Genomic DNA, 23,834 nt, shown 5'->3' with positions numbered 1-23,834 from the left:
GGTGAGGGGCAGAAGGGGTGACGCGCGCGGAAACGCGCACGTGAACGGTCCCGTGGCTACGGCTCCGTAACCTACGGTGTCGTAAGTATGGCAGCGTCGTGGCGCGCGGCAAGAGGGCACAAGAGGGCCCCGGCCGCCACCGGAGGGACGGCCACCTATCCTTGGTGCGTCGGACAGCGCGGTCCGCAAGCCTCCAGAACACCTCCAGACGTGCTCAAACACTGCAAGGAGCCGCACCTGTGAGCAGTGCCGACCAGACCCCCACCGCCAGCACCGAGCTGCGCGCCGACATCCGCCGACTGGGCGACCTCCTCGGCGAGACCCTCGTCCGCCAGGAGGGCCACGACCTCCTCGACCTCGTCGAGCGCGTCCGCGGCCTCACCCGCGAGGACGGCGAGGCCGCCGCCGAGCTGCTCCGCGGCGTCGAACTCGAGACGGCCGCCAAGCTCGTGCGCGCCTTCTCCACCTACTTCCACCTCGCGAACGTCACCGAGCAGGTCCACCGCGGCCGCGAACTGCGCGAGAAGCGCGCCGCCGAGGGCGGCCTCCTCGCCCGCACCGTCGACATGCTCAAGGACGGCGACCCCGAGCACGTCCGCGAGACCGTCAAGAACCTCAACGTGCGCCCCGTCTTCACCGCGCACCCCACCGAGGCCGCCCGCCGCTCCGTCCTCAACAAGCTGCGCCGGATCGCCGCCCTCCTGGAGACCCCGGTCGGCCAGGCCGACCGGCGCCGCACCGACCTGCGCCTCGCCGAGAACATCGACCTCATCTGGCAGACCGACGAACTCCGGGTGGTCCGCCCCGAGCCCGCCGACGAGGCCCGCAACGCCATCTACTACCTCGACGAGCTCCACGCGGGCGCCGTCGGCGACGTCCTGGAGGACCTCGCCGCCGAACTGGAGCGCGTCGGCGTCGAGCTGCCCGCCGGCACCCGCCCCCTCACCTTCGGCACCTGGATCGGCGGCGACCGCGACGGCAACCCCAACGTCACCCCCCAGGTCACCCGCGACATCCTGATCCTCCAGCACGAGCACGGCATCACCGACGCCCTCGAACTGGTCGACTTCCTGCGCGGACTCCTCTCCAACTCCATCCGCTACACCGGAGCCACCCCGGAACTCCTGGAATCCCTCCAGCGCGACCTGGAACTCCTCCCCGAGATCAGCCCCCGCTACAAGCGCCTCAACGCCGAGGAGCCCTACCGGCTCAAGGCCACCTGCGTCCGGCAGAAGCTCGTCAACACCCGTGAGCGCCTCGCCAACGGCACCCCCCACCAGGACGGCCGCGACTACCTCGGCACCGCCGAGCTGATCCACGACCTCACCCTCATCCAGACCTCCCTGCGCGAGCACCGCGGCGCCCTCTTCGCCGACGGACGCATGGACCGGGTCATCCGCACCCTCTCCGCCTTCGGCCTCCAGCTCGCCACCATGGACGTCCGCGAGCACGCCGAGGCCCACCACCACGCCCTCGGACAGCTCTTCGACCGCCTCGGCGAGGAGTCCTGGCGCTACGCCGACATGCCCCGCGACTACCGGCAGAAGCTCCTCGCCAAGGAGCTGCGCTCCCGCCGCCCCCTCGCCCCCACCCCGGCCCCCCTCGACGCCGCCGGAGAGAAGACCCTCGGCGTCTTCCACACCGTCAAGGAGGCCTTCGAGCGCTTCGGCCCCGAGGTCATCGAGTCCTACATCATCTCGATGTGCCAGGGCGCCGACGACGTCTTCGCCGCCGCCGTCCTCGCCCGCGAGGCCGGCCTCGTCGACCTGCACGCCGGCTGGGCCAAGATCGGCATCGTGCCGCTCCTGGAGACCACCGACGAGCTCAAGGCCGCCGACGTCATCCTCGACGACATGCTCGCCGACCCCTCCTACCGGCGCCTCGTCTCGCTCCGCGGCGACGTCCAGGAGGTCATGCTCGGCTACTCCGACTCCTCCAAGTTCGGCGGCATCACCACCTCCCAGTGGGAGATCCACCGCGCCCAGCGGCGCCTGCGCGACGTCGCCCACCGCTACGGCGTCCGCCTCCGCCTCTTCCACGGCCGCGGCGGCACCGTCGGCCGCGGCGGCGGCCCCTCCCACGACGCGATCCTCGCCCAGCCCTGGGGCACCCTGGAGGGCGAGATCAAGGTCACCGAGCAGGGCGAGGTCATCTCCGACAAGTACCTCATCCCGTCCCTCGCCCGCGAGAACCTCGAACTGACCGTCGCCGCCACCCTGCAGGCCTCCGCCCTGCACACCGCGCCGCGCCAGTCCGACGAGGCCCTCGCCCGCTGGGACGCGGCCATGGACACCGTCTCCGACGCCGCCCACACCGCCTACCGCAAGCTCGTCGAGGACCCCGGCCTGCCGGCGTACTTCCTCGCCTCCACCCCCGTCGACCAGCTCGCCGACCTGCACCTGGGCTCACGGCCCTCCCGCCGCCCCGGCTCCGGCGTCTCCCTCGACGGACTGCGCGCCATCCCGTGGGTCTTCGGCTGGACCCAGTCCCGCCAGATCGTCCCCGGCTGGTTCGGCGTCGGCTCCGGCCTCAAGGCCCTGCGCGAGGCCGGTCTCGACCCGGTCCTCGGCGAGATGTACGAGCGCTGGCACTTCTTCCGCAACTTCCTCTCCAACGTGGAGATGACGCTCGCGAAGACCGACCTGCGGATCGCCCGCCACTACGTCGACACCCTGGTCCCCGACGACCTCAAGCACGTCTTCGACACCATCGAGGCCGAGCACGAGCTGACCGTCGCCGAGGTCCTCAAGGTCACCGGCGGCGAGAAGCTCCTCGACTCCAACCCGGTCCTCCAGCAGACCTTCGCCATCCGCGACGCCTACCTGGACCCGATCTCCTACCTCCAGGTCGCCCTCCTCGACCGCCAGCGCGCGGCCGCCGAGCGCGGCGAGGACCCGGACCCGCTCCTCGCCCGGGCCCTGCTCCTCACGGTCAACGGCGTGGCGGCGGGCCTGCGCAACACCGGCTGACCCCCGCCGCACGCATGACGAAAGCCCCCGCCGGGTCTCCCCGGCGGGGGCTTCCGTCGTCCGTCACGGGACGGGGTGCGTCAGCCCTGCTGCGCCTTGCGACGGCGGGTCACCAGGACCGCGCCGGCGGCCGCGAGGGCCAGGGCCGTGGCGGCGATGACGCCGACCGGGGCGCCGGAACCGGTCTCGGCGAGGTTGCCCTCGTCCGTGCCGCCCGAACCACCGGTGGTCGCCTCACCGCCGGTCGTCTCGCCGGTCGTGGCCCCACCGGTCGTGGCCCCACCGGTCGCCGTCTCGCCGGTGGTGCCGCCCGTGGTGGTCTCGCCCGTGGTCCCGCCGGTGGTCGTCTCGCCGGTCGTGCCACCGGTCGTGGTCCCGCCGGTCGTGGTCTCACCGGTCGTGCCACCCGTGGTGGTCTCGCCCGTGGTCCCGCCGGTCGTCGTCTCGCCGGTCGAGCCGCCCGTGGTGGTCTCGCCCGTGGTGCCGCCCGTGGTCGTCTCGCCGGTCGTGCCACCCGTCGTGCCGCCGGTCTCGGTGGCCGGGCAGGTGTGGGAGAGGTTGAACCAGCCCTGCTTGACCGGCGCGGAGGTCTCGGCCGTCGCCGAGACCAGCTTGGCGCCCGGCTGCGAAGCCACGTACGCGTGCTTGTCGGACGGCGGACCGAAGACCGTGACGGTCTGCGTGCCACCGGGCTCGAACGTCACGGTCAGCTCGGTGAAGACGGCGGAGTCGCCCTTGCCGCTGCCCGGCAGCACGAAGTGCCAGCCGTCCTGGCTCGTCGGGACGTTCCCGCAGACCTTCTCCTGAGTGCCGAACTCCGAGGCGGTCAGCGGCAGGTCCTTCACCTGGTGCAGGGGAAGGGGCTTCGGGCCGTCCGCCGCGAGGGCGGCGGGGGCCAGAACGAGGGAACCCGCCATGGCCGCGACGAGCGCGGCAGCGGATATGGAGGAGCGTCGCATGTGCAGTCGTCCATCTGGGATGAGGGAAGCCGTGGGGGGCGGCGAACGCAGACTATCCGTCCCTTAAGGGAGCCTTATAGTCGGAGTACCGTAACGATTGCGCCAGGAGCCGACGCGAACCGGCCACGACTCTCCCCGTCCCCCTCAGAGCGCGAAGAACGTCGCCACCAGCAGCCCCCCGCCCAACCCCGCCAGCGACCACGCCGTCCGCGGCAACCGCAGCCCGCCGCCCACCAGCGGCGCCGCGAGCAGCAGCGCCCCGCCCAGCGGCAGCCAGGCGTGCAGCCCGCCGCCCCAGCCCGCCCGCACGCCCTCGTCCGTACCCGGCTTCACCACCACCGGGACCGTCATCCCCGGCCCCGCCGCCACCGACCGCCCTATCGACAGCGTCCGCCGCTCCGCGCCCGGATCCCCGGGCACGTACGGCCCGCTGCACGCGTCCTCGCCGCAGGCCGTCACCGTCAGCGTCCCGTGCTCGCGCCCCTTGCCCAGCAGCACGTGCTGGGCCGAGGCCCACGAGGCCCACACGCCCGCGACGACGAGGAGCAGGGCGACCAGGGCCATGGCGGCGTTACGGACGTGCGTCATGACCCGCGATCGTACAGCCGTACGGGCGCGGGGCCGGCCTCAGGAGTTGTACGCGGACTGCGCCCGCTCCAACCCCTCCGCCACCAGGCACTCCACCGCGTCCGCCGCCCGGTCCACGAACCAGTCCAGGTCCTTGCGCTCCGTCGACGAGAAGTCCTTCAGGACGAAGTCCGCGACCTGCATCCGGCCCGGCGGACGCCCGATCCCGCACCGCACCCGGTGGTAGTCGGCCCCCATCGCCTTCGTCATCGACTTCAGACCGTTGTGCCCGTTGTCCCCGCCGCCCAGCTTCAACCGCAGCACCCCGTAGTCGATGTCCAGCTCGTCGTGGACCGCCACCACGTGCGCCGTCGGCACCTTGTAGAAGTCGCGCAGCGCCGTCACCGGACCCCCCGACAGGTTCATGTACGACATCGGCTTCGCCAGCACCACCCGGCGGCTCGAAGGCCCCGGCGGACCCATCCGGCCCTCCACGACCTGCGCCTGCGCCTTCTGCGCCCGCTTGAACGAGCCGCGCATCCGCTCCGCGAGCAGGTCCACCACCATGAACCCGATGTTGTGCCGGTTGGCCGCGTACTCCGGCCCCGGATTGCCGAGGCCGACGATCAGCCAGGGCGCGTCGATGTCGTCCGTCATGTGCGTCAGGTCTCCTCGTATCCGCAACCCGTGAGCCGGTTGCATCCGTACCCGTACAAGGGAAACGGGGTGACGGGCCGCACGGCCCGTCACCCCGTCACATCAGGCAGAGCCCGAGGCTCAGGCCTCGGCACCCTCGGCGGTCTCGCCCTCGGCGGCCTCGGTGGCCTCGCCCTCGGCGGCCGGCTCCTCGGCCTGCGCGGCCAGGACCTGGAGGACGACGGCGTCGGCGTCGGTCACCAGCGTGGTGCCCTTCGGAAGCTCGATGTCCTTGGCGAGGACGGAGGCACCGGCCTCCAGGCCCTCGACGGAGACCGAGAAGGACTCGGGCAGGTGGGTGGCCTCGGCCTCGACCGAGAGGGTGTTCAGCACGTGCTCCAGCAGGTTGCCACCGGCGGCCAGCTCGCCCTCGGCCTGGACCGGAACCTCGACGGTGACCTTCTCGCCGCGCTTCACGAGGATCAGGTCGACGTGCTCCAGGAAGCCCTTCAGCGGGTCGCGCTGCACGGCCTTCGGGATCGCCAGCTCCTGGCCCTTGCCCTCGATGTCGAGGGAGAGCAGGACGTTCGGCGTACGCAGGGCGAGCAGCAGCTCGTGGCCCGGGAGGGTCAGGTGGACCGGGTCCGTGCCGTGGCCGTAGAGCACGACGGGGACCTTGTTGTCACGGCGGATCTTGCGGGCGGCGCCCTTGCCGAACTCCGAACGGACGGAGGCGGCGATCTTGACCTCGGACATGGTGCACTCCTCGTAGAAGGTGACGGAAAGCGGGGTCACCCGGCCACGACTGGCGATGGCCTGCTACGAAGAGCGCGTCGATAACGGACCGCCGCGACCCTCCACGGGTACGGCCTCCCTCGCCGAGCAACCCCGGCAGTCTACCCGCCGCCCCCGCACCGCCCAAATGGATCAGCACGGACCGGCGGGAGCACGGGAGAGGGCCGCCTCCCCACCGGGGGAACGGCCCTCCCTGCTACTTCTCCGGGGCTCAGTGCTCCTCGAAGAGGCTCGTCACCGAACCGTCCTCGAACACCTCGCGCACCGCACGCGCGATCGTCGGCGCGATCGAAAGCACCGTGATCTTGTCCAGCTCCAGGGCACCCGGCACCGGCAGCGTGTCCGTGAACACGAACTCGCTCACCTTCGAGTTCTTCAGACGATCGGCCGCCGGACCCGACAGGATGCCGTGCGTCGCCGTCACGATCACGTCCTCCGCGCCGTGCGCGAACAGCGCGTCGGCGGCGGCGCAGATCGTGCCACCGGTGTCGACCATGTCGTCCACCAGGACGCACACACGGCCCTTCACGTCACCGACGACCTCGTGCACCGTCACCTGGTTCGCGACGTCCTTGTCACGCCGCTTGTGCACGATCGCCAGCGGCGCGTCCAGACGGTCGCACCAACGGTCGGCGACCCGCACGCGACCCGCGTCCGGAGAGACGATCGTCAGCTTCGAACGGTCCACCTTCGCACCCACGTAGTCCGCGAGCACCGGCAGCGCCGACAGGTGGTCCACCGGACCGTCGAAGAAGCCCTGGATCTGGTCCGTGTGCAGATCCACGGTCAGGATCCGGTGCGCACCCGCCGTCTTCAGCAGGTCCGCCACCAGACGCGCCGAGATCGGCTCGCGACCACGGTGCTTCTTGTCCTGACGGGCATAGCCGTACGACGGGATGATCACGGTGATGCTCCGGGCCGAAGCCCGCTTCAGAGCATCGATCATGATCAGCTGCTCCATGATCCACTTGTTGATCGGAGCCGTGTGGCTCTGGATCAGGAAGCAGTCCGCACCACGGGCCGACTCCTGGAAGCGGACGTAGATCTCACCGTTGGCGAAGTCGAACGCCTTGGTGGGAACGAGGCCGACGCCCAGCTGGTGCGCCACCTCCTCGGCCAGCTCGGGGTGGGCGCGGCCGGAGAAGAGCATCAGCTTCTTCTCGCCGGTCGTCTTGATCCCGGTCACAGCACTGTCTCCTCAGACGTGTTCTCTGGCCGCGATCCGCGCTCCCGTGCGCGTGAGCGAACCAGCCGAATTTGTGTGCACGTATCACGGTACGCCGAGTTCGACGCACCTGTTTCCGGTCAGCTTTCGACCGCGGACCCCTCCGAGCCGGCCTGAGCGGCCTGCGCGGCAGCGCTGCCGGGCCGCTTCCGGGCGACCCAACCCTCGATATTCCGCTGCTGGCCCCGCGCCACGGCCAGGGCACCGGCCGGCACGTCCTTCGTGATCACGGACCCGGCGGCCGTGTAGGCGCCGTCCCCGATCGTGACAGGAGCCACAAACATGTTGTCCGAGCCGGTCTTGCAGTGGGACCCGATCGTGGTGTGGTGCTTCGCCTCGCCGTCGTAGTTCACGAAGACGCTCGCCGCGCCGATGTTCGTGTACTCGCCGATCGTCGCGTCGCCCACGTACGACAGGTGGGGCACCTTCGTGCCCTCGCCGATCGTCGCGTTCTTCATCTCGACGTACGTGCCCGCCTTCGCCTTCGCACCCAGGCTCGTCCCCGGACGCAGGTACGCGTACGGGCCCACGGAGGCGCCCGCGCCGACGGTGGCCGAATCCGCCACCGTGTTGTCCACCCGGGCGCCCGCGCCCACGGTGGTGTCCTTGAGGCGCGTGTTCGGGCCGACCACGGCGTCCTCGCCCACGTGCGTGGCACCGAGCAGCTGCGTACCGGGCAGGATCACCGCGTCCGGCTCGAAGGTCACCGTCACGTCCACGAACACCGACGCCGGGTCCACGACCGTCACGCCGGCGAGCATCGCGCGCTCCAGGAGCCGCCGGTTCAGCAGGCCCCGGGCCTCCGCCAGCTGCACCCGGTTGTTGATCCCGAGGATCTCGCGGTGGTCGGCGGCCACACAGGCGCCCACCCGGTGACCCGCCTCGCGCAGGATCGACAGCACGTCGGTGAGGTACTCCTCGCCCTGGCTGTTGTCCGTCCGCACCTGGCCCAGGGCCTCGGCGAGCAGCTTCCCGTCGAACGCGAAGACCCCGGAGTTGATCTCCTTGATCGCCCGCTGCTCGTCGGAGGCGTCCTTGTGCTCGACGATCTCCGTCACCGCGCCCGTCGCCGCGTCCCGCACGATCCGCCCGTAACCGGTGGAGTCGGGGACCTCGGCGCTCAGCACGGTGACGGCGTTGCCGTCGGCCGCGTGGGTGTCCGCCAGGGCGCGCAGGGTGTCGCCGGAGAGCAGCGGGGTGTCGCCGCAGACGACCACGACGGTCCCCTCGGGCGCCGCGCCCAGCTCCTCCAGGGCCATGCGCACCGCGTGCCCGGTGCCGTTCTGCTCCTCCTGGACGGCGGTGCGGGTGCCGGCGTAGTGCTCCTCCAGGTGCCCCCGCACCTGCTCCCGGGCGTGCCCGACGACCACGACGAGGTGCTCGGGCTCCAGCTCCCGCGCGGCGGACACGACGTGCCCGACGAGCGAACGCCCGGCGATCTCGTGCAGGACCTTGGGGGTCTTCGACTTCATGCGGGTGCCCTCACCCGCTGCGAGGACGACGACAGCTGCGGGGAGGTTGGCGCTCACGGAATGCCCTTCGGCTTTGGGTGGTGGACGCACGAAGGATACCGGGGGGTCCGGGGGCGGACATGGGTGCGGGTCCTGACCGTGGAGGTCAGGACCCGCGACGCATAGCTCCCCTGCCAGGACTCGAACCCGGACATAGGGTACCAAAAACCCTAGTGCTGCCATTACACCACAGGGGATGGCATATGGGTCCAAAACGGACATGTCGTCAGCTCTGGGCCCTGGCGGCCTCCACTATGCCGTACCAGGCCCCCTCCATGCGACGGTAAAGCTCCGAGCCTCCCGTGACGTAGACGACGAGGCACCCTCGATATGCCTCCGCGGTGTTCTTCCGGACGGTTTTGGGGTTGTGGCGCTTCAGGGTGGCCCTCTGGAATGCCGACGCGTCGACCCCGGCCAGTTCCGCCCAGAACCTCTCGGCCTCCGCGACGTCCGCGCTCTCGTGGATGCCGACCCGGAAGCGCAGCCGGCCGGGCGTGACGCCCAGGAGGTCCAGCCATCGCAGGTAGAGGGTGATGACGTTCGGGTCGCTGTTGATGAACTGGAGGACCTCGCGCCGTCTGTATGTCTTGTCCTTGGCGCCCTCGGCCCAGTAGAGCGTCACCCCGGCGATGAACAGCTCCCGGTCCGTCAGGGCTCCGACGGACTCGTGCGCCAGTCGCTTGGTCTCCTGCCGCTCCTCGTCCTGCGTCGCGCGCAGGCGTGCGAGGCCCGCGTTCATCCGGGCCCGGCGCTCCTCCTCGGTGTAGCGGGGTTCCGGCTTCGGCAAATCCCGGACCCACAGGGAGATCGAGCTCTTCGAGCAGCCCAGCTCCACCTGGATCCGGTCGTACGTCCAGCCCTCCAGGCGCAGCTCGCGGGCGCGGGTGCGCAGGTCGTCCTTGGCGTTCGGGCGCTTGGTCCACTCCGGTGCGGGTTCGCCCTTCACCAGGCGGTGGAGGAGGTCGTTGTTGTAGACCTTCAGCCGGTCGCGGATCTGCCGCAGGCTGAGGCCTTCGCGGCGGAGGGCGACGGCCTGTTCCTGAAGGGTCTCGAAGTCGGCGTACCGGCTCGTCTCGGTTGTCATACGAACACCCTCGTCCGGAATCCGGACGTCCACGTCGAAAACTCTGGCGATTCAGCAGTTCGAAGGACTGGTGTGCGCAAGGTTGACGGAGGGCGTGTCGGGGGCGGGGCCGCCCGTAGGGTGGTGGGCATGACCGTAACGGGGGCAGAACGGGGCGCCGCGGGCGTCGGGAATCGGTGGTGGGGGAGACGGCGGAGCGCCGTCTTCGACGTCGGGCTCGCGGTCGTGTCCGCGCTGGAGTGCGGGCTCGAAGGCATCGGCTTCGCGGAGAAGGCCGCGCTGCCCGTGCCCCTGGGCGTGGTGTTCGGGCTGCTCGTCGGCTCGGTCCTCGTCGTGCGCCGCCGCTGGCCCATCGCCGTCGTCCTCGTGTCGATCGCCGTCGCGCCCGCCGAGATGGGCTTCCTGATGGGGATCGTCGGTCTCTACACGCTCGCCGCCTCCGACGTGCCCCGCCGGATCACCGTCGTGCTGGCCGGGATGTCCACGACGGCCGTGTTCGTCGTGACGGTGGTCTCGCTGCGGCAGGACATCGCCCGCGCCGAGCTGGAGACGAGCGCGTGGTACGTGCCCGGCATGGCGCTCCTCCTGACCCTCGGGCTCAACGCCCCGCCGCTCCTCCTCGGCCTCTACATAGGGGCCCGCCGCCGGCTCATGGAGAGCCTGCGGGAGCGGGCCGACAGTCTGGAGCAGGAGCTGTCCCTGCTCGCGGACCGGGCCGAGCAACAGGCCCAGTGGGCGCGGCAGGAGGAGCGGACCCGGATCGCCCGCGAGATGCACGACGTGGTCGCGCACCGGGTGTCGCTGATGGTCGTGCACGCCGCCGCGCTCCAGGCGGTGGCCCTGAAGGACCCGCAGAAGGCGGTGAAGAACGCGGCCCTCGTCGGCGACATGGGCCGGCAGGCGCTGACCGAGCTGCGGGAGATGCTGGGCGTGCTGCGGGAGGGGGCCGTGCCCCCCGCCCCGGCGCCGGTGCCGCTGGCGGCCGTCGGGCGGGCCGCCGCCGCTGCCGCCGAGGCCGCCGCCGACGACGGGCCGTGCCTGGACGCCCTGGAGGCGCTGTGCGAGCAGTCGCGGCTCGCGGGGGCGGTCGTGGAGCTGATGGTGATGGGGGAGGTGCGCGCGTACCCGCCGGAGGTGGAGCGTACGGCGTACCGGGTGGTGCAGGAGGCCCTGACCAACGTCCACAAGCACGCGGCGGGCGCCGAGGTCGTGGTGCGTCTGGCGCATCGCGGGACGGAGGTCGCGATGCAGGTGGAGAACGGTCCGTGCCCCTCGGAGGAGGGGGGTGCCGGTGTCGGTCTGCCGAGCGGGGGGAACGGGCTGGTCGGGATGCGGGAGCGGGTGTCCCGACTGGGCGGCGCGTTCGTGTCGGGTCCGACGGACGCGGGCGGCTTCAAGGTGTCGGCGGTGCTGCCGGTGGGGGAGCCGGGGGCGGCGTAGCCCGGCGGGGCCCTTTTCGTCCCGGTACCAGTTCCCCTGTGCGCTCCCGTGCCAGTTCCCGTACGCGCCCCCGCATTCGTCCCCGTACGTCCTACCCCGCCGTCAGCCGGGTCGGCTGTGCCCCCGTGATCAGGGTCGAGAGGGCCGCGTCGATGTCCTTGCCGAGGTACCAGTCGCCCGCGTGGTCGAGGCTGTAGACGCGGCCCTCCGCGTCCATCGCCAGGATCGCCCGGTGGTCGCCCTCCTCGCCGAGCGGGGCGAGTTCGGTGTCCAGGGCGCGGCCGAGGTCCGCGAGGGTGCGGGAGAGGTGGAGGCCGGCGAGCGGGTCGAAGCGTACGGCGGCGGGGGCTATCTGCCGGCCGTGCCCGGGCGCGGTGATCCGCAGGCCGCCGAACTCCGCCCAGGCCTCGACGACGGCGGGGAAGACGCTGTGCCGGTGGCCGGCGGGGGAGACGTGGGCGCGCAGGGCGTCGGCCCACTCCTCGGCGAGCTTGATGTCCCAGCGGCCGGGCTGCCAGCCGGCCTCGCGGAGGGCGGCGTCGACGTTGACCGGGAAGCGGGTGGTGCTGAGGTGGTCGGGCATGAGGGGTGCGGTCAGCCGTTCTCGACAGGCGTGGTGGGATCGACGGCGCGGACGCCGAAGTGGGCGAGCATCGCCGTGCAGGAGCGGCAGGGCGGCGCGTAGCTGCCGTGCAGCGGGTCGCCGTCCTCGCGGATGTGCCGGGCGGTGAGTTTGGCGTGCTTGAGGGAGCGGCGGGCCTCGCCGTGGGTGAGCGGCTTGCGCTGGGCGCGCTTGGAGCGCCCGCCCTCGGTGGCGGCGAGGTGCCGGGAGAGCAGGATCGCCTCGGGACATCGCCCGGTGAACCGTTCCCGCTGGCCGCTGGTGAGGGTGTCCAGGAAGTCCTGGACGAGCGGGTGGAGGGTGGGCGGGCGGTCGCCGCGGCCCGCGGTGCCGGTGAGGGTTTCGCCGCGGACGGAGAGGGCGGCGCCGACGGCGGGGAGGATTCCGTCGCGGCGGTGACGCAGTAAGGGGGCGCGGCCGGCCTCGGCGCTGCTGCTCCAGTTGAGGCGTGGGTCACCCTGTGTGGGCGTCGTTGCTGCGTGCATGGTGCTGGTCTTCCCCTCCTGCAATCCCCCCGAGTTGCGTGGACAGCCTGCCAAATGGGGAGCCATATGGGGAAGCTGGGGCGCCGAAACGGGCTTTCGGTGTGTCGGAATCATGGTGTGCCTGTCATGGGGTCGTGACGTTTGGTCACCGTCGGATCGGGCCGGTTCGGCCTCTTGTGGCAGCGCATAGGCTGTGCGGCATCAGTCGGCGGCAGTCAGCGGTCCGGCTGTCGGTAGCAGTCAGCGACGCCATGCAGGGGGCAACCGCCATGACGACAGGTCGGCTCGGGCAGGACACCGCGCCACCGAACGCGGCCTACGCCGGGCAGGTCGTGCACTTCCCGGATCCGGTCCGTGCTTCCCGGCACCCTCGTGGGGTGCGGGTGGACGGGCGCGGTTATCCGGATTTCTCGCCGTACGCGCGCGCGGCGGCGGAGATCGCGGATCCGCCGGAGGGCTTCGGCGTCGACGAGCTGCGGCTCACGGACTACGTGTCGGCGAACGCGGCGATGGCCGCGACCGGTCACGAGCTGTGGGACACGATTCCGGCGGTGGCGACGCCGCACGGCTGGACCTGGCACCACGTGGCGCACAGTCGTCGGATGGAGCTGGTGCCGGTCGAGGTGAAGGCGTTGCTGCGGCACCACGGCGGGGTGGCGACGGCGGCCGTGGACCAGGCGAAGCGGGGGACGCGTCCGTTGCAGGAGACGCGGCCGGCGCACTTCGGGCTGCCGAAGGGCCGGGTGTCGGTGTCGGAGCAGCAGCTCCAGGGCGTCGAGGAGGACCTGGGCTACCGGCTTCCGGGGGCGTACCGCACGTTCCTGAAGGCGGCGGGCGGGTGTGCTCCGGTGGGGGCGGCGCTCGACGCGGAGCTGGGGCTGCTGGTGGACCAGCCGTTCTTCACGGTGCGGGAGGAGGCCGGGATCAACGACCTCGTGTACGTGAACAAGTGCCTCCGTGACCATCTGACGAAGGACTATCTGGGCGTCGCGTTCGTGCAGGGCGGTCTGATCGCCCTGAAGGTGCGGGGGAGTGCGGTCGGTTCGGTGTGGTTCTGCGCGTACGACGACGCGCGGGACGCCGGTGAGGTCGCGGCGGGCTGGTCGGTGAACGAGCGGGTGGAGCGGTTGCTGCTGCCGTGCGGCGCGGACTTCGACGCGTTCCTCCAGCGGCTGGCGGGCAATCCGCCGGAGCTGGAGACGGTGGCGAACCTGATGGTGGACGGCGGCTTCGCGCGCGCCGTGCCCGTGGTCCCGGTGGGGGAGTGAGCTGGCTGTGGTGACGTTCGCGCAGGCGCAGGAGCGCGCCGAGGAGTGGATCAACGGCGATCTGCCGGGCTATCAGCACCGTGAGGTGCGGGTGCGGGAGTTCGGGCTGGGGTTCGTGGTGTGGGCGGAGGACCGCGAGGGCGGTCCGACGTCGGACGGCGGGCGCCAGCGGCTCGTGATCGCGCGGGACAGCGGTGAGGCGACGCTGTGGCCGGGGCTGCCGGTGGGCGAGGTGATCCGGCGGTACGAGGAGGAGTACGGGTCCGTGGAGGAGGTGCCGGCCCAGGCGGCGGTGCCGGCGGCGCGGATCGATCTGAACCAGACGTCGTTCCTGCTGACGCCGCCGGAGTGGTTGCAGGACGCGGCGGACAAGATCGGGCTGCCGAGGGAGGAGTCGCACGCGTCGCAGGAGAGCGCGAGTGCGGCGGGTCCGGTGGACGACGTGTCGGACGTGGTGGAGGGGGTGGGGGCTGCGGGGCCGGTGCCGTCGTCGGCGTCGGTGGCGTCCGTGGCGTCTTCCGAGTCCTCCGAGTCCTCCGAGTCCTCGGCGTCTTCCGCGTCCTCGGTTTCCACGGCCTCTTCGCCGTCCTCGGCTTCGGCTTCGTCTTCGGGGGGTTCGGGAGCTTCGGTGGCTTCGGGGGCCTCCGATTCCCCGGTCTCTTCCGCTTCCTCCGAGTCGTCGGCCGTCTCGTCGGACGGGGCCTCGTCCCCGTTCTCGTCCTCACTCTCGTCCTCGTCCTCGGCGGATTCTTCGCCGGTGTCGGAGGAGTCCGGGGCGTCGGACGCCCCGGTGGCGGACCCGGCCCCGGCCTCCGGCCCGGAGGCCGGGACCCCGGCCCAGGGGACCCCCGCCCAGGGGACCGCCTCCGGGCCGGCGCCCGGGGCGACCCCCGCTGCCGCCCCCGACGGCGACGACGCCTACGTACCGACCGCGATGGACGGCGTCCCCGCCTCCGCGCCCGTGCCGCCGTTCGCGCCCCCGCCGCCCGTGGTTCCGGCGGCCCCGCCCGCCCCCGCGCCCGTGGCCGGGCCGTGGGTGGACGCGAACGCGAGTTCCGGTGGCGCGGACGGGGCGGTGCCGCTGCCCGCGACCGTCTTCGCGCCGCCGTTGACGGGGACGGACGACGAGGACGCCCCGCCGCCGGTGGTGGGCGCCGACGCGCCGACCGCGCTGATGAAGGGCGGCAGCGCGCTGCCGCCGACCGCCGTGGCGCCCCGGCTCGACCCGGCCGCGCCGCCCCCGCCGGGCGCCACTCCGGCCGCTCCGGCGACCCCGCCGCCTCCGCCGTCCGGGCCCTCGGGTGCCGGGGACATCGCGGACGCCGCGACGAGCAAGGCCACGCCGCCGCCGAAGAGCGGTCGTGGTCCGGCCGGTCCGCCGCCCCCGCCGGGCGTCCCGGGCGTGCCGGGCGCGTCGTCGGGCGGCAACGCGTACATCCCGACGCAGCTGGTGTCGCAGCTCGGGCCCGACGGGCCCCAGCCGCCGGCGCCGCCCGCGCAGCCGGGTCCGCCCGGTCCTCCCGGTCCGCCGCCCGCCCCGCCGGGTCCGGTGACGCCGCCGCAGCCGGTGCACCACGCGGCGACGATGCTGGCGCAGCCCGGTCCGGCCGGTCCGGGCGCGCCTCCGCCGCCGCCCCCGCCGCCGGGCGTGCCCGGTACGCCTCCGGGCGGTGTCGCGCACGCGGCGACGATGCTGGCGCATCCGGGTCCCGGTGGTCCGGCCGGTCCGCCGCCCCCGCCCGCCCCGGCGCCGCCGGTGCACGGCGGGCACACGCCGCCGCCCGTGCCCGGTCCCGTACCGCCGCCCGCGTACGGGTATCCGCAGCAGCCGACGGGTCAGCCGACGGTCGGTCCCGGTTACCAGGCGGTGCTGCGGTACCGGGCGCCGGACGGTTCCGAGGCGCAGATCATCCGGCGTTCGGCGCCGGGCACCCCGCATCCGGAGTGGCAGATCCTGCACGAGCTGCGCGCGATGAACGTGCCGCCGCAGCAGGTGCTCGAACTGCACACGGAGCTGGCGTCCTGCGAGCTGCCGGGCGGTTACTGCGCGCGGATGATCCGGGAGACGTGGCCGCAGGCGCGGATCACGAGCATCGCCCCGTACGGTCGTGATCACGCGGGCCGCCAGCAGGGCATGCGGCAACTGCTCACCCACCAGGGCGAGTTGCACCAGGTCGCGGATGGACCGGCGCGACCCGCGCCGGTGCGGGCGCCGCTGCCGCCGGTGCAGCCGGCGCCGCCGGTCCCGCCGGAGGCGATCGCGCAGGAGCTGGCCGGGGCGTTCGGTCCGGGGATCCTGCGCTTCGACCAGCGGGCGGTGTCGCGGCAGGGCGTGCCGGAGCTGGTGGCGCGCACGCTGGTGTGGGCGGGGCTTCCGGCGGACTTCGGTCCGTTCTTCTGGGCGCAGCCGGCGGTGCCGGTGGTGCCGACGCTCGCGGAGCTGGCGGCGCAGCGGCAGGTCGCGGCCGCGCCGGACGCGAGTTCGTACCTGGTGCTCGGGTCGGACTTCGGGCGGGCGATCTGCGTCCAGTACGGGACCGCGCACATCGTGGCGGTGCCGGTGGAGGCCGGTCCGGGCGGGCAGTCGGTGCCGCCGCAGTTCGTGAACACGGGGCTGCCGGAGTTCACGCGCTCGATGGCGCTGCTGGGCCGGATGTGGCGGCTGCGGTTCGGGCTGAACCCGGAGCAGGCGGGCCGCTGGACGGTGGACTTCCAGGCGCAGTTGGCGATGCTGGACCCGGCGGCGCTGGCGTCGCCGGAGAACTGGTGGTCGGTGCTCCTGGAGCAGATGTGGGACGGCCTGCTCTGACCGTGCCCGGCCGACGGCCGGACGGGATGTGACGAAAGGCGCTCGGCGTGTGTACACGTTGGGCGTCTTTTGTCCGTTCTGATGGCGCATCCTGGAAGTTCCGGCCAGAGGGAAGGGACGTCAGGGATGGGTTTCGCTGTCGGGCGGGGACGGAGCTACCGCCCCGAGCAGGTCGACCGCTTCCTCGCCGCGCTCTCCGCCGAGCGCGACGACGCCCGGGAGCGGGCGGTGCTGCTGACCGCCCTGGTGGCGGAGCGGGAGACGGAGCTCGCGGGGCTCCGTGCGCTCGTCGAGGGGCTGCCGCCGCAGCGGTACGAGTCGCTGGGCGAGCGGGCGCGGAAGATCCTGGAGTTCGCCGAGGCGGAGGACGAGGCGCTCGTACGGGCCGCCGAGGCGGACGCGCAGGCCCTCGCGGAGGCGGCCGACGCGGCGGCCCGGGAGGCGGCGGAGTCGGCGCGGGCGTACGCGGAGGGCGTCCGCGAGGCGGCGGAGGCGGAGGCCCGCGCGACCCTGGAGGCGGCCCGGAAGCGGGCCGGGGAGCTGACGGCGGAGGCGGAGCGCGAGGCGGAGGAGCTGCGGTCGGCGGCCCGGGAGGCCTTCGAGGAGACCGAACGGCGCGCGGCGGACCTCCTTGCGGAGCAGGCCGCCGGGCAGAAGGCGGTACGGGAGGAGACCGAGCGCGAGGAGCGGGCGCGGGTCGCCGAGCTCGACGCCCGTCACGAGGAGCTGCTGGGCCACGCGGACGAACGCCTGGCGGAGGCCCGCCGGTCCCTGTCGGAGACCGAGGAGCAGGCCCGGCACGGCCAGGAGGACGCGGACGCGAAGGCGGCGGAACTCCTGACCGAGGCCCGCCTGAAGGCCGAGCGGACCGAACGCGCGACGGAACGGGTCCTGCGGGAGCACGAGGAGGCCCGCGACGAGATCCACTCCCACATGGAGCACATCCGCAGCTCCCTGTCGGCCCTGACGGGCCGGGGTCCGGAGGAGGCGCCGGAGGACGGCCCGGAGGGGGAGGACGACCGGTGACGGTTCCCGGAGGGCGGGGAATCGGGTCGCGCGGCGCCGGACCGCCCGTCTAGCTTCCCACCCATGATCATGAAGCTGACGGCCGTCACGCTCGACTGCGCCGACCCCCTGGCCCTGGCCGACTTCTACCACCGGGCCACCGGTCTGCCCGTCCACGAGCGGTCGGACGCCGAGTTCGCGGGCCTCGCCCGGGGGCCGGCCGGGGCCGGTCTCTTCCTCGGGTTCCAGCGCGTCGAGGGCTACCGGCCCCCGTCCTGGCCGGGGCGGGACGTCCCGCAACAACTGCACCTGGACTTCGACGTCGACGACCTGGACGAGGCCGCGGCCCGCCTGGTCGCCCTGGGCGCGACCGTTCCCGCCGACCAGCCCCGCCCGGACCTGTGGCGGGTCGTCCTGGACCCGGCCGGGCACCCCTTCTGCCTGACGGTCCCGCGTACCGCCTGAGGGTCCTCAGGCGAGGACGCACTCCGCCCACACCGTCTTCCCCGGCCTCAGGAGTCTCGGGCACCAGCCCCAGCGGTCGGCGAGCCCGTCCACGAGTGGTCAGTCCTCCCGCCCCGTCCCCTCCCCCAGCACCGGGAAGCGGCGGGGCGCGAGGGTGAGCAGGGCCAGGAGGGCCAGGGCCGCCGCCCCCGCCGCGCCCAGGTAGACGTAGTCCACCGCCGCGTCCACCGCGCGGCGCAGGGCGTCGGTCGTCGCGGGTGGCAGGGACTCGGGGGAGTCCAGGGAGCGGGCCAGGGTGTCCAGGTCGCCGTCGCCGCCGAGGCGGGCCGCCAGGACGCCGTTCGCGACGGCGCCGAAGACGGCCGCGCCGACGCTCTGGCCGACCTGGCGGCAGAAGAGGACGGACGCGGTGGTCGTGCCCCGCTCCTCGTACGGGACGGTCGACTGGACGCCGACCATCAGCGGCAGTTGGAAGAGGCCCAGGGCCGCGCCGAGCAGCAGCATCAGGAGCGCCGGCTGCCAGGGCTCTCCCGGGAACGGCAGCAGCGGGAAGGCGAGCAGCACGACCAGCGCGCCGGACATGCCGAGGATCGCGGTGAGCCGGAAGCCGATGCGGGTGTAGACCCGGTTCGAGAGCGCCGCGCTCAGGGGCCAGCTCAGGGTCATCACCGACAGGACGAATCCGGCCGCGATCGGGCCGAGCCCCAGGACGGACTGCGCGTACGTGGGGAGGAAGACGGTCGGGGCGACCATGAGCAGGCCGAGGGCCCCGAGCGCCAGGTTGACGGCGGCGATCGTACGCCGGCGCCAGACCCAGCCGGGGATGATCGGCTCGGCGGCGCGCCGCTCCACGAGGACGGTCACGGCGCCGAGGACGGCCGCCCCGCCGAGGAGCCCCAGGGAGGGCGCCGAGAGCCAGGGCCAGGCCACGCCGCCCTGCACGAGGGCGGTGAGGAGCAGGGCGCCGGTCGCGAAGACGCAGAGCGCGCCCGCCCAGTCGATCCGTACGCGCGCGCGTGGCTCCGTTCTCCGGGCCTCCGCCCGTGCGCCCGCGCGTGCCCGCGTACGTACCCCCGCGCGTACCTCCGCCTCCGCCCGCCACGGCTCCACCAGGTACCGGCAGATCAGCCACAGCGCCACCAGGCCGACCGGCAGGTTGATCAGGAAGATCCAGCGCCAGTCGGCGTAGCCCGCGAGGAGGCCGCCGGCCGCCGGGCCCGCGACGGCGGAGGCGGCCCAGACTGAGGAGAGCCTGGCCTGGATCTTCGGGCGCTCCTTCAGCGGGTACAGGTCGGCGGCGATCGTCTGGACCGTGCCCTGGAGCGCGCCGCCGCCGAGGCCCTGGACGACCCGGAAGGCGATGAGGGACGCCATGTCCCAGGCGGCGGCGCACAGCAGGGAGCCGACGAGGAAGAGGACGACCCCGGCGACCAGGACCGGCTTGCGGCCGAAGGTGTCGCTGAGCTTGCCGTACACGGGGAGGGTGACGGTGACGGCGAGCAGGTACCCGGAGAACAGCCAGGAGAAGACGGAGAGCCCGCCGAGGTCCCCGACGATCTGCGGGACGGCCGTGGACACGATCGTGCCGTCGATCGCGGCGAGCCCCATACCCAGCATGAGCGCGGCGACGACGGGTCTCCGGCGGGCCGGTGCGGGGGTGGGGGCCGGGCCGGTTCCGGTCCGTGTCGTCGACGGCTCGGTCACCGTACGCACTTCCTTTCTTCGTACACCTAAATTCTCGGGTGACAGCGTGCCACTCGCACCACGGGTGGAGAAGCCCCTAGGGGTTTCTCCCCCATAGGGGCCAGGGGTCGTTCGTACCGGCGGAGGACGAGAAGTCCCGTTCCGCGTCCTTAACTTGAACCTACAAACCCACCATCGTTCCGATCCGAGGAGAAGACCGTGACTTCGGCTGTGACCACCCCCAGGCCCGGGGGAACCGGAGGGGCTACGGCCGTCGCCGCGCGGGCGCGGCAGGTCGTGAAGGCGTACGGCTCCGGGGAGACCCGGGTCGTCGCCCTCGACGCCGTCGACGTGGACATCGCCCGCGGCCGGTTCACCGCGATCATGGGGCCCTCGGGCTCCGGCAAGTCCACCCTGATGCACTGCCTCGCCGGGCTCGACACCGTCACCAGCGGGCAGATCTTCCTGGACGACACCGAGATCACCGGCCTCAAGGACAAGAAGCTGACCCAGCTGCGCCGGGACCGGATCGGCTTCATCTTCCAGGCGTTCAACCTGCTGCCGACCCTGAGCGCCATCGAGAACATCACGCTCCCGATGGACATCGCGGGCCGCAAGCCGGACGCCGACTGGCTGCGCCGGGTGGTGGACACCGTCGGGCTGTCCGAGCGGCTGGGGCACCGGCCGAACGAGCTGTCCGGCGGCCAGCAGCAGCGCGTGGCCGTGGCCCGCGCGCTCGCCGCCCGGCCCGAGATCATCTTCGGGGACGAGCCGACCGGAAACCTCGACTCGCGGGCCGGCGCCGAGGTCCTCGGCTTCCTGCGCACCTCGGTGGACGAGCTGGGCCAGACCATCGTCATGGTCACCCACGACCCGGTCGCCGCCTCCTACGCCGACCGCGTCCTCTACCTCGCGGACGGGCGGATCGTGGACGAGATGGAGCGACCCACCGCCGAGGCCGTCCTCGACCGCATGAAGGACTTCGACGCGCGCGGGCGGACGTCATGAGCGTCCTCAAGACCTCCCTGCGCAACTTCCTCGCGCACAAGGGGCGGATGGCGCTCTCCGCCGTCGCCGTCCTGCTCTCCGTCGCGTTCGTCTCGGGGACCCTGGTCTTCACGGACACGATGAACACGACGTTCGAGAAGCTCTTCGCCACCACCGCCTCCTCCGTCACCGTCAGCCCCGAGGGCGCGGCGGGCGAGAGCGACGTCCCGCAGACCGGGCGGCCCGAGGCCTTCCCCGCCGCGCTCCTGGACAAGGTCGCGAAGGCGGAGGGCGCCCGGAACGTGCAGGGCGCGGTCACCTCCCTGAGCGTCACCGTCGTGGACGCGAAGAACAAGAACGTCGGCCCGACCGGCGGCGCCCCGACGATCGCCGTCAACTGGACCCCGAACGAGCTGCGTTCGGTGGAGATCGCCTCCGGCCACGAGCCGCGCGGCCCCACCGACGTCGTCGTGGACGCCGCCACCGCCGAGAAGCACGGCCTGAAGCTCGGCGACGAGCTGCGGACCATCTCCGTCACCGGCGACTTCACCGCGAAGATCTCCGGCATCGCCGAGTTCAAGGTCACCAATCCCGGCGCCACCCTCGTCTACTTCGAGACCGCCACCGCCCAGCGCGAACTGCTCGGCAAGGAAGGCCTGTTCACCCAGATCACGGCCGACGCCGCACCCGGCGTGAGCGACGAGGCCCTCAAGGCGAACGTCGCCGCCGCCCTCGGCGACGGCTACAAGCTCCAGACCGCCGCCGAGGCCGCCGACGCGGGCCGCGAGGAGCTGGCCGGCTTCCTCGACGTCATGAAGTACGCCATGCTCGGCTTCGCCGGGATCGCCCTCCTCGTCGGCATCTTCCTCATCGTCAACACCTTCTCCATGCTGGTCGCCCAGCGCACCCGCGAGATCGGCCTCATGCGGGCCATCGGATCGAGCCGCAGGCAGGTCAACCGCTCCGTCCTCATCGAGGCGCTGCTCCTCGGCCTGGTCGGCTCGGCCGCCGGCGTCGCGGCGGGCGTCGGCCTCGCCGTCGGCCTGATGAAGCTGATGTCCGCCGTGGGCATGGAGCTCTCCACCGGCGACCTCACCGTGAAGTGGACGACCCCCGTCGTCGGCGTCGTCCTCGGCGTCGTCGTCACCGTCCTCGCCGCCTACGTCCCGGCCCGCCGCGCCGGGAAGATCTCCCCGATGGCCGCCCTCCGCGACGCCGGCACCCCCGCCGACGGCAGGGCCGGCCGGGTCCGGGGCGGCATCGGCCTCGCCCTCACCGCCGCCGGAGCCGCCGCCCTCGTGGCCGCCACCCGCGCCGAGGAGGCCGCCCCCGGCTCCGCCTGGCTCGGCCTCGGCGTCGTCCTCTCCCTGCTCGGCTTCGTCGTCGTCGGCCCGCTGCTCGCCGGCGTGGTCGTCCGCGCCCTCGGCGTCGTCGTCCTGCGGGTCTTCGGGCCCGTCGGCCGGATGGCCGAGCGCAACGCCCTGCGCAACCCGCGCCGCACCGGCGCCACCGGCGCCGCCCTCATGATCGGCCTGGCGCTCGTCGCCTGCCTGTCGGTGGTCGGCTCCTCCATGGTGGCCTCCGCCACCGAGGAGCTGGACCGCTCCGTCGGCGCCGACTTCATCGTGCAGTCCGGCACCGGGCAGCCGATCGTCCCGCAGGCGCAGGCCGCCCTGGAGAAGGCCCCCAGCATCGACCACGTCACCGAGTACGTCACCGAGTACAAGTGGCTCGACGCCACCATCACCGACCCGCGCGGCAAGAAGGCCGAGGAGGGCCTGGCCGCCACCGACGCGACGTACATGCGGGACCTGCGCCGGGAGACCACCGCCGGGCGGCTCGCCGACGCCTACGGGCCGGACGCCATGTCCGTCGGCAGCGACTACGCCACCGAGCACGGCGTGAAGGTCGGCGACGTCCTGACCGTCGCCTTCAAGGGCGGGAAGACGGCGAAGCTGAAGGTCGCGGCGATCACCGCCGACCAGGGGAACGTCGACAACGGCGCGATGTACACCGACATCACCACCGCCGCCCGCTACCTGCCCGCCGACCGGGTGCCGCACAGCCTGCTCCTCCTCGCCAGCGCGAAGGACGGCCAGGAGGACCAGGCCTACCAGGCCCTCAAGGACGCGCTCGCGCCCTACCCGCAGTACAAGGTCAGCAACCAGGCCGACTACAAGAAGGACCTCCAGGACCAGGTCGGGCAGCTGCTCAACATCGTGTACGGGCTCCTCGCCCTGGCGATCGTCGTCGCGGTCCTCGGCGTCGTGAACACCCTGGCCCTGTCCGTCGTCGAGCGGACCCGCGAGATCGGCCTCATGCGGGCCATCGGCCTCTCCCGCCGCCAGCTGCGCCGCATGATCCGTCTGGAGTCCGTGGTCATCGCCCTCTTCGGCGCGCTCCTCGGCCTCGGCCTGGGCATGGGCTGGGGCACCGCCGCCCAGAAGCTCCTGGCCCTGGAGGGCCTCGGGGTCCTGGACATCCCCTGGCCGACGATCCTCACCGTCTTCGTCGCCTCGGCCTTCGTGGGCCTCTTCGCGGCCCTCGTCCCGGCGTTCCGGGCGGGGCGGATGAACGTCCTGAACGCGATCGCGAGCGAGTAGCGGTCGTACGGGGGACGGGTACGGCCCCGGTGCGCGCAGCACCGGGGCCGTACGGCTGTCCGGGTGGCTCAGACGGTGAGCACGGGCACGTCGTACCGGGGGATGTGCTTGTCCCGGGTGACGAGGGTGAGCCCCTCGGTCTGCGCCTGGGCGATCAGTATCCGGTCGAAGGGGTCGCGGTGGTGGGCGGGGAGGCGGCCGGCGCGGATGCCGTGCTCGGCGGTGACCGGGAGCGGCCTGAGCTGGCAGTCGCGTGCCAGTTCCGGCAGCTCGGCCGGTCCGTCGAGCTTGCCGAGGGACTGTTTGACGGAGAGCTCCCACGGCGTGACGGCGCTGACGTACGCGTGCTCCTCCGTGTCGAGGAGGTTCTTGACGTCGTCGGAGAGCTGCGGGGAGTCCAGCAGCCACCAGAGGACGACGTGCGTGTCGACCAGCAGCTTCACTCCGCGGGGCCTTCCGCGTCGAGCCCGAAGGCCTCGGCGAAGCCGGGGTCGTCGGAGAGGTCGTCGAAGTCGTCGTGGAGGACGACGGGCGCGGTGAGGGAGCCCCGGGCGGTGCGCCGGACCTTCCCCCGGAGCGGGATCACCTTCGCGACCGGCTCCCCGGACTTGCTGATGATCACCTCCTGGCCGGTCGCGACCGCCTCCAGGATCTTGGAGAAGTGGGTCTTCGCCTCGTGGACGTTGTACTGCCGGGGGGACTGCCGGGCTGCTTCCATCGC

Annotated in this window: 20 protein-coding genes and 1 tRNA gene; 8 read left to right on the top strand and 13 right to left on the bottom strand. The window is 72.8% G+C overall.

Annotated features, from left to right (window positions below):
• The first annotated feature begins 239 nt into the window (after window positions 1-239).
• Window positions 240-2,969 (top strand): phosphoenolpyruvate carboxylase, encoded by a 2,730-nt coding sequence (gene ppc, locus CP977_RS14105; protein WP_062754870.1) that lies wholly within the window; start codon window positions 240-242, stop codon window positions 2,967-2,969.
• An 80-nt stretch (window positions 2,970-3,049) separates the two neighbouring features.
• Here the strand turns inward: ppc and CP977_RS14100 are convergent, their stop codons facing one another.
• From CP977_RS14100 to CP977_RS14065, 8 genes are all read right to left on the bottom strand, one after another.
• A complete protein-coding gene (locus CP977_RS14100; RefSeq protein ID WP_062754872.1) occupies window positions 3,050-3,928 on the bottom strand; it encodes an LPXTG cell wall anchor domain-containing protein in 879 nt (292 codons plus the stop codon).
• Between the two features lie 144 nt (window positions 3,929-4,072).
• Window positions 4,073-4,516: a hypothetical protein gene (locus CP977_RS14095; protein ID WP_062754874.1), complete on the bottom strand. Its 444-nt coding sequence runs from the start codon at window positions 4,514-4,516 to the stop codon at window positions 4,073-4,075.
• Window positions 4,517-4,555: 39 nt separating this feature from the next.
• Window positions 4,556-5,152 (bottom strand): aminoacyl-tRNA hydrolase, encoded by a 597-nt coding sequence (gene pth, locus CP977_RS14090; protein WP_062754876.1) that lies wholly within the window; start codon window positions 5,150-5,152, stop codon window positions 4,556-4,558.
• A 120-nt stretch (window positions 5,153-5,272) separates the two neighbouring features.
• A complete protein-coding gene (locus CP977_RS14085; protein WP_062754878.1) occupies window positions 5,273-5,887 on the bottom strand; it encodes a 50S ribosomal protein L25/general stress protein Ctc in 615 nt (204 codons plus the stop codon).
• 250 nt (window positions 5,888-6,137) lie between these two features.
• Window positions 6,138-7,112, bottom strand: coding sequence for a ribose-phosphate diphosphokinase (locus tag CP977_RS14080; protein ID WP_030216703.1), 975 nt, complete (start codon window positions 7,110-7,112; stop codon window positions 6,138-6,140).
• Between the two features lie 119 nt (window positions 7,113-7,231).
• Window positions 7,232-8,680, bottom strand: a complete 1,449-nt coding sequence (gene glmU / locus CP977_RS14075; RefSeq protein ID WP_062754880.1) for a bifunctional UDP-N-acetylglucosamine diphosphorylase/glucosamine-1-phosphate N-acetyltransferase GlmU — start codon at window positions 8,678-8,680, stop codon at window positions 7,232-7,234.
• Window positions 8,681-8,788: 108 nt separating this feature from the next.
• Window positions 8,789-8,859, bottom strand: a tRNA-Gln gene (locus CP977_RS14070).
• 29 nt (window positions 8,860-8,888) lie between these two features.
• Complete coding sequence (locus CP977_RS14065; RefSeq protein WP_152370202.1) at window positions 8,889-9,746, bottom strand: hypothetical protein; 858 nt, start codon at window positions 9,744-9,746, stop codon at window positions 8,889-8,891.
• Window positions 9,747-9,875: 129 nt separating this feature from the next.
• Here CP977_RS14065 and CP977_RS14060 point away from each other — a divergent pair, with 129 nt between their 5' ends.
• Complete coding sequence (locus CP977_RS14060) at window positions 9,876-11,186, top strand: sensor histidine kinase (RefSeq protein ID WP_062757049.1); 1,311 nt, start codon at window positions 9,876-9,878, stop codon at window positions 11,184-11,186.
• A 91-nt stretch (window positions 11,187-11,277) separates the two neighbouring features.
• On the opposite strand, the gene CP977_RS14055 is transcribed toward CP977_RS14060, so the two are convergent.
• Window positions 11,278-11,769 (bottom strand): SUKH-3 domain-containing protein, encoded by a 492-nt coding sequence (locus CP977_RS14055; protein WP_062754884.1) that lies wholly within the window; start codon window positions 11,767-11,769, stop codon window positions 11,278-11,280.
• An 11-nt stretch (window positions 11,770-11,780) separates the two neighbouring features.
• Entirely contained in the window at window positions 11,781-12,293 is a 513-nt protein-coding gene (locus CP977_RS14050) for a YwqJ-related putative deaminase (protein WP_062754886.1), read from the bottom strand.
• Window positions 12,294-12,562: 269 nt separating this feature from the next.
• Here CP977_RS14050 and CP977_RS14045 point away from each other — a divergent pair, with 269 nt between their 5' ends.
• The 4 genes from CP977_RS14045 (at window position 12,563) to CP977_RS14030 (ending at window position 17,840) form a co-directional block, all read left to right on the top strand.
• On the top strand, window positions 12,563-13,561 hold the full coding sequence (locus CP977_RS14045) for an SMI1/KNR4 family protein (RefSeq protein ID WP_109187282.1): 999 nt from the start codon (window positions 12,563-12,565) through the stop codon (window positions 13,559-13,561).
• A 7-nt stretch (window positions 13,562-13,568) separates the two neighbouring features.
• The gene (locus CP977_RS14040; RefSeq protein WP_152370201.1) at window positions 13,569-16,370 is read left to right on the top strand and encodes an SUKH-4 family immunity protein; all 2,802 of its coding nucleotides are present in this window, start codon (window positions 13,569-13,571) and stop codon (window positions 16,368-16,370) included.
• 126 nt (window positions 16,371-16,496) lie between these two features.
• The gene (locus tag CP977_RS14035; RefSeq protein ID WP_152370200.1) at window positions 16,497-17,396 is read left to right on the top strand and encodes a coiled-coil domain-containing protein; all 900 of its coding nucleotides are present in this window, start codon (window positions 16,497-16,499) and stop codon (window positions 17,394-17,396) included.
• Window positions 17,397-17,459: 63 nt separating this feature from the next.
• Window positions 17,460-17,840 (top strand): VOC family protein, encoded by a 381-nt coding sequence (locus CP977_RS14030; protein ID WP_152370199.1) that lies wholly within the window; start codon window positions 17,460-17,462, stop codon window positions 17,838-17,840.
• 99 nt (window positions 17,841-17,939) lie between these two features.
• Here CP977_RS14030 and CP977_RS14020 read toward each other — a convergent pair whose 3' ends face one another.
• The gene (locus CP977_RS14020; RefSeq protein WP_152370198.1) at window positions 17,940-19,544 is read right to left on the bottom strand and encodes an MFS transporter; all 1,605 of its coding nucleotides are present in this window, start codon (window positions 19,542-19,544) and stop codon (window positions 17,940-17,942) included.
• A 198-nt stretch (window positions 19,545-19,742) separates the two neighbouring features.
• On the opposite strand from CP977_RS14020, the gene CP977_RS14015 reads away from it, so the two are divergent.
• Window positions 19,743-20,531: an ABC transporter ATP-binding protein gene (locus CP977_RS14015; protein ID WP_152370197.1), complete on the top strand. Its 789-nt coding sequence runs from the start codon at window positions 19,743-19,745 to the stop codon at window positions 20,529-20,531.
• Window positions 20,528-23,113, top strand: a complete 2,586-nt coding sequence (locus CP977_RS14010) for an ABC transporter permease (RefSeq protein ID WP_152370196.1) — start codon at window positions 20,528-20,530, stop codon at window positions 23,111-23,113. The genes CP977_RS14015 and CP977_RS14010 overlap by 4 nt, the downstream gene beginning before the upstream one ends.
• Before the next feature lie 68 nt (window positions 23,114-23,181).
• On the opposite strand, the gene CP977_RS14005 is transcribed toward CP977_RS14010, so the two are convergent.
• Together CP977_RS14005 and CP977_RS14000 are read right to left on the bottom strand one after the other, a co-directional pair.
• Complete coding sequence (locus CP977_RS14005) at window positions 23,182-23,556, bottom strand: type II toxin-antitoxin system VapC family toxin (protein WP_062754904.1); 375 nt, start codon at window positions 23,554-23,556, stop codon at window positions 23,182-23,184.
• Complete coding sequence (locus CP977_RS14000; RefSeq protein ID WP_062754906.1) at window positions 23,553-23,831, bottom strand: type II toxin-antitoxin system Phd/YefM family antitoxin; 279 nt, start codon at window positions 23,829-23,831, stop codon at window positions 23,553-23,555. The genes CP977_RS14005 and CP977_RS14000 overlap by 4 nt, the downstream gene beginning before the upstream one ends.
• Window positions 23,832-23,834: the final 3 nt, after the last annotated feature.

Source organism: Streptomyces cinereoruber, from assembly GCF_009299385.1.
GTDB classification, from domain to species: domain Bacteria; phylum Actinomycetota; class Actinomycetes; order Streptomycetales; family Streptomycetaceae; genus Streptomyces; species Streptomyces bikiniensis.
The sequence above is the reverse complement of the archived record's forward strand: the minus strand, read 5'-3'. Positions and strand labels throughout refer to the sequence as shown.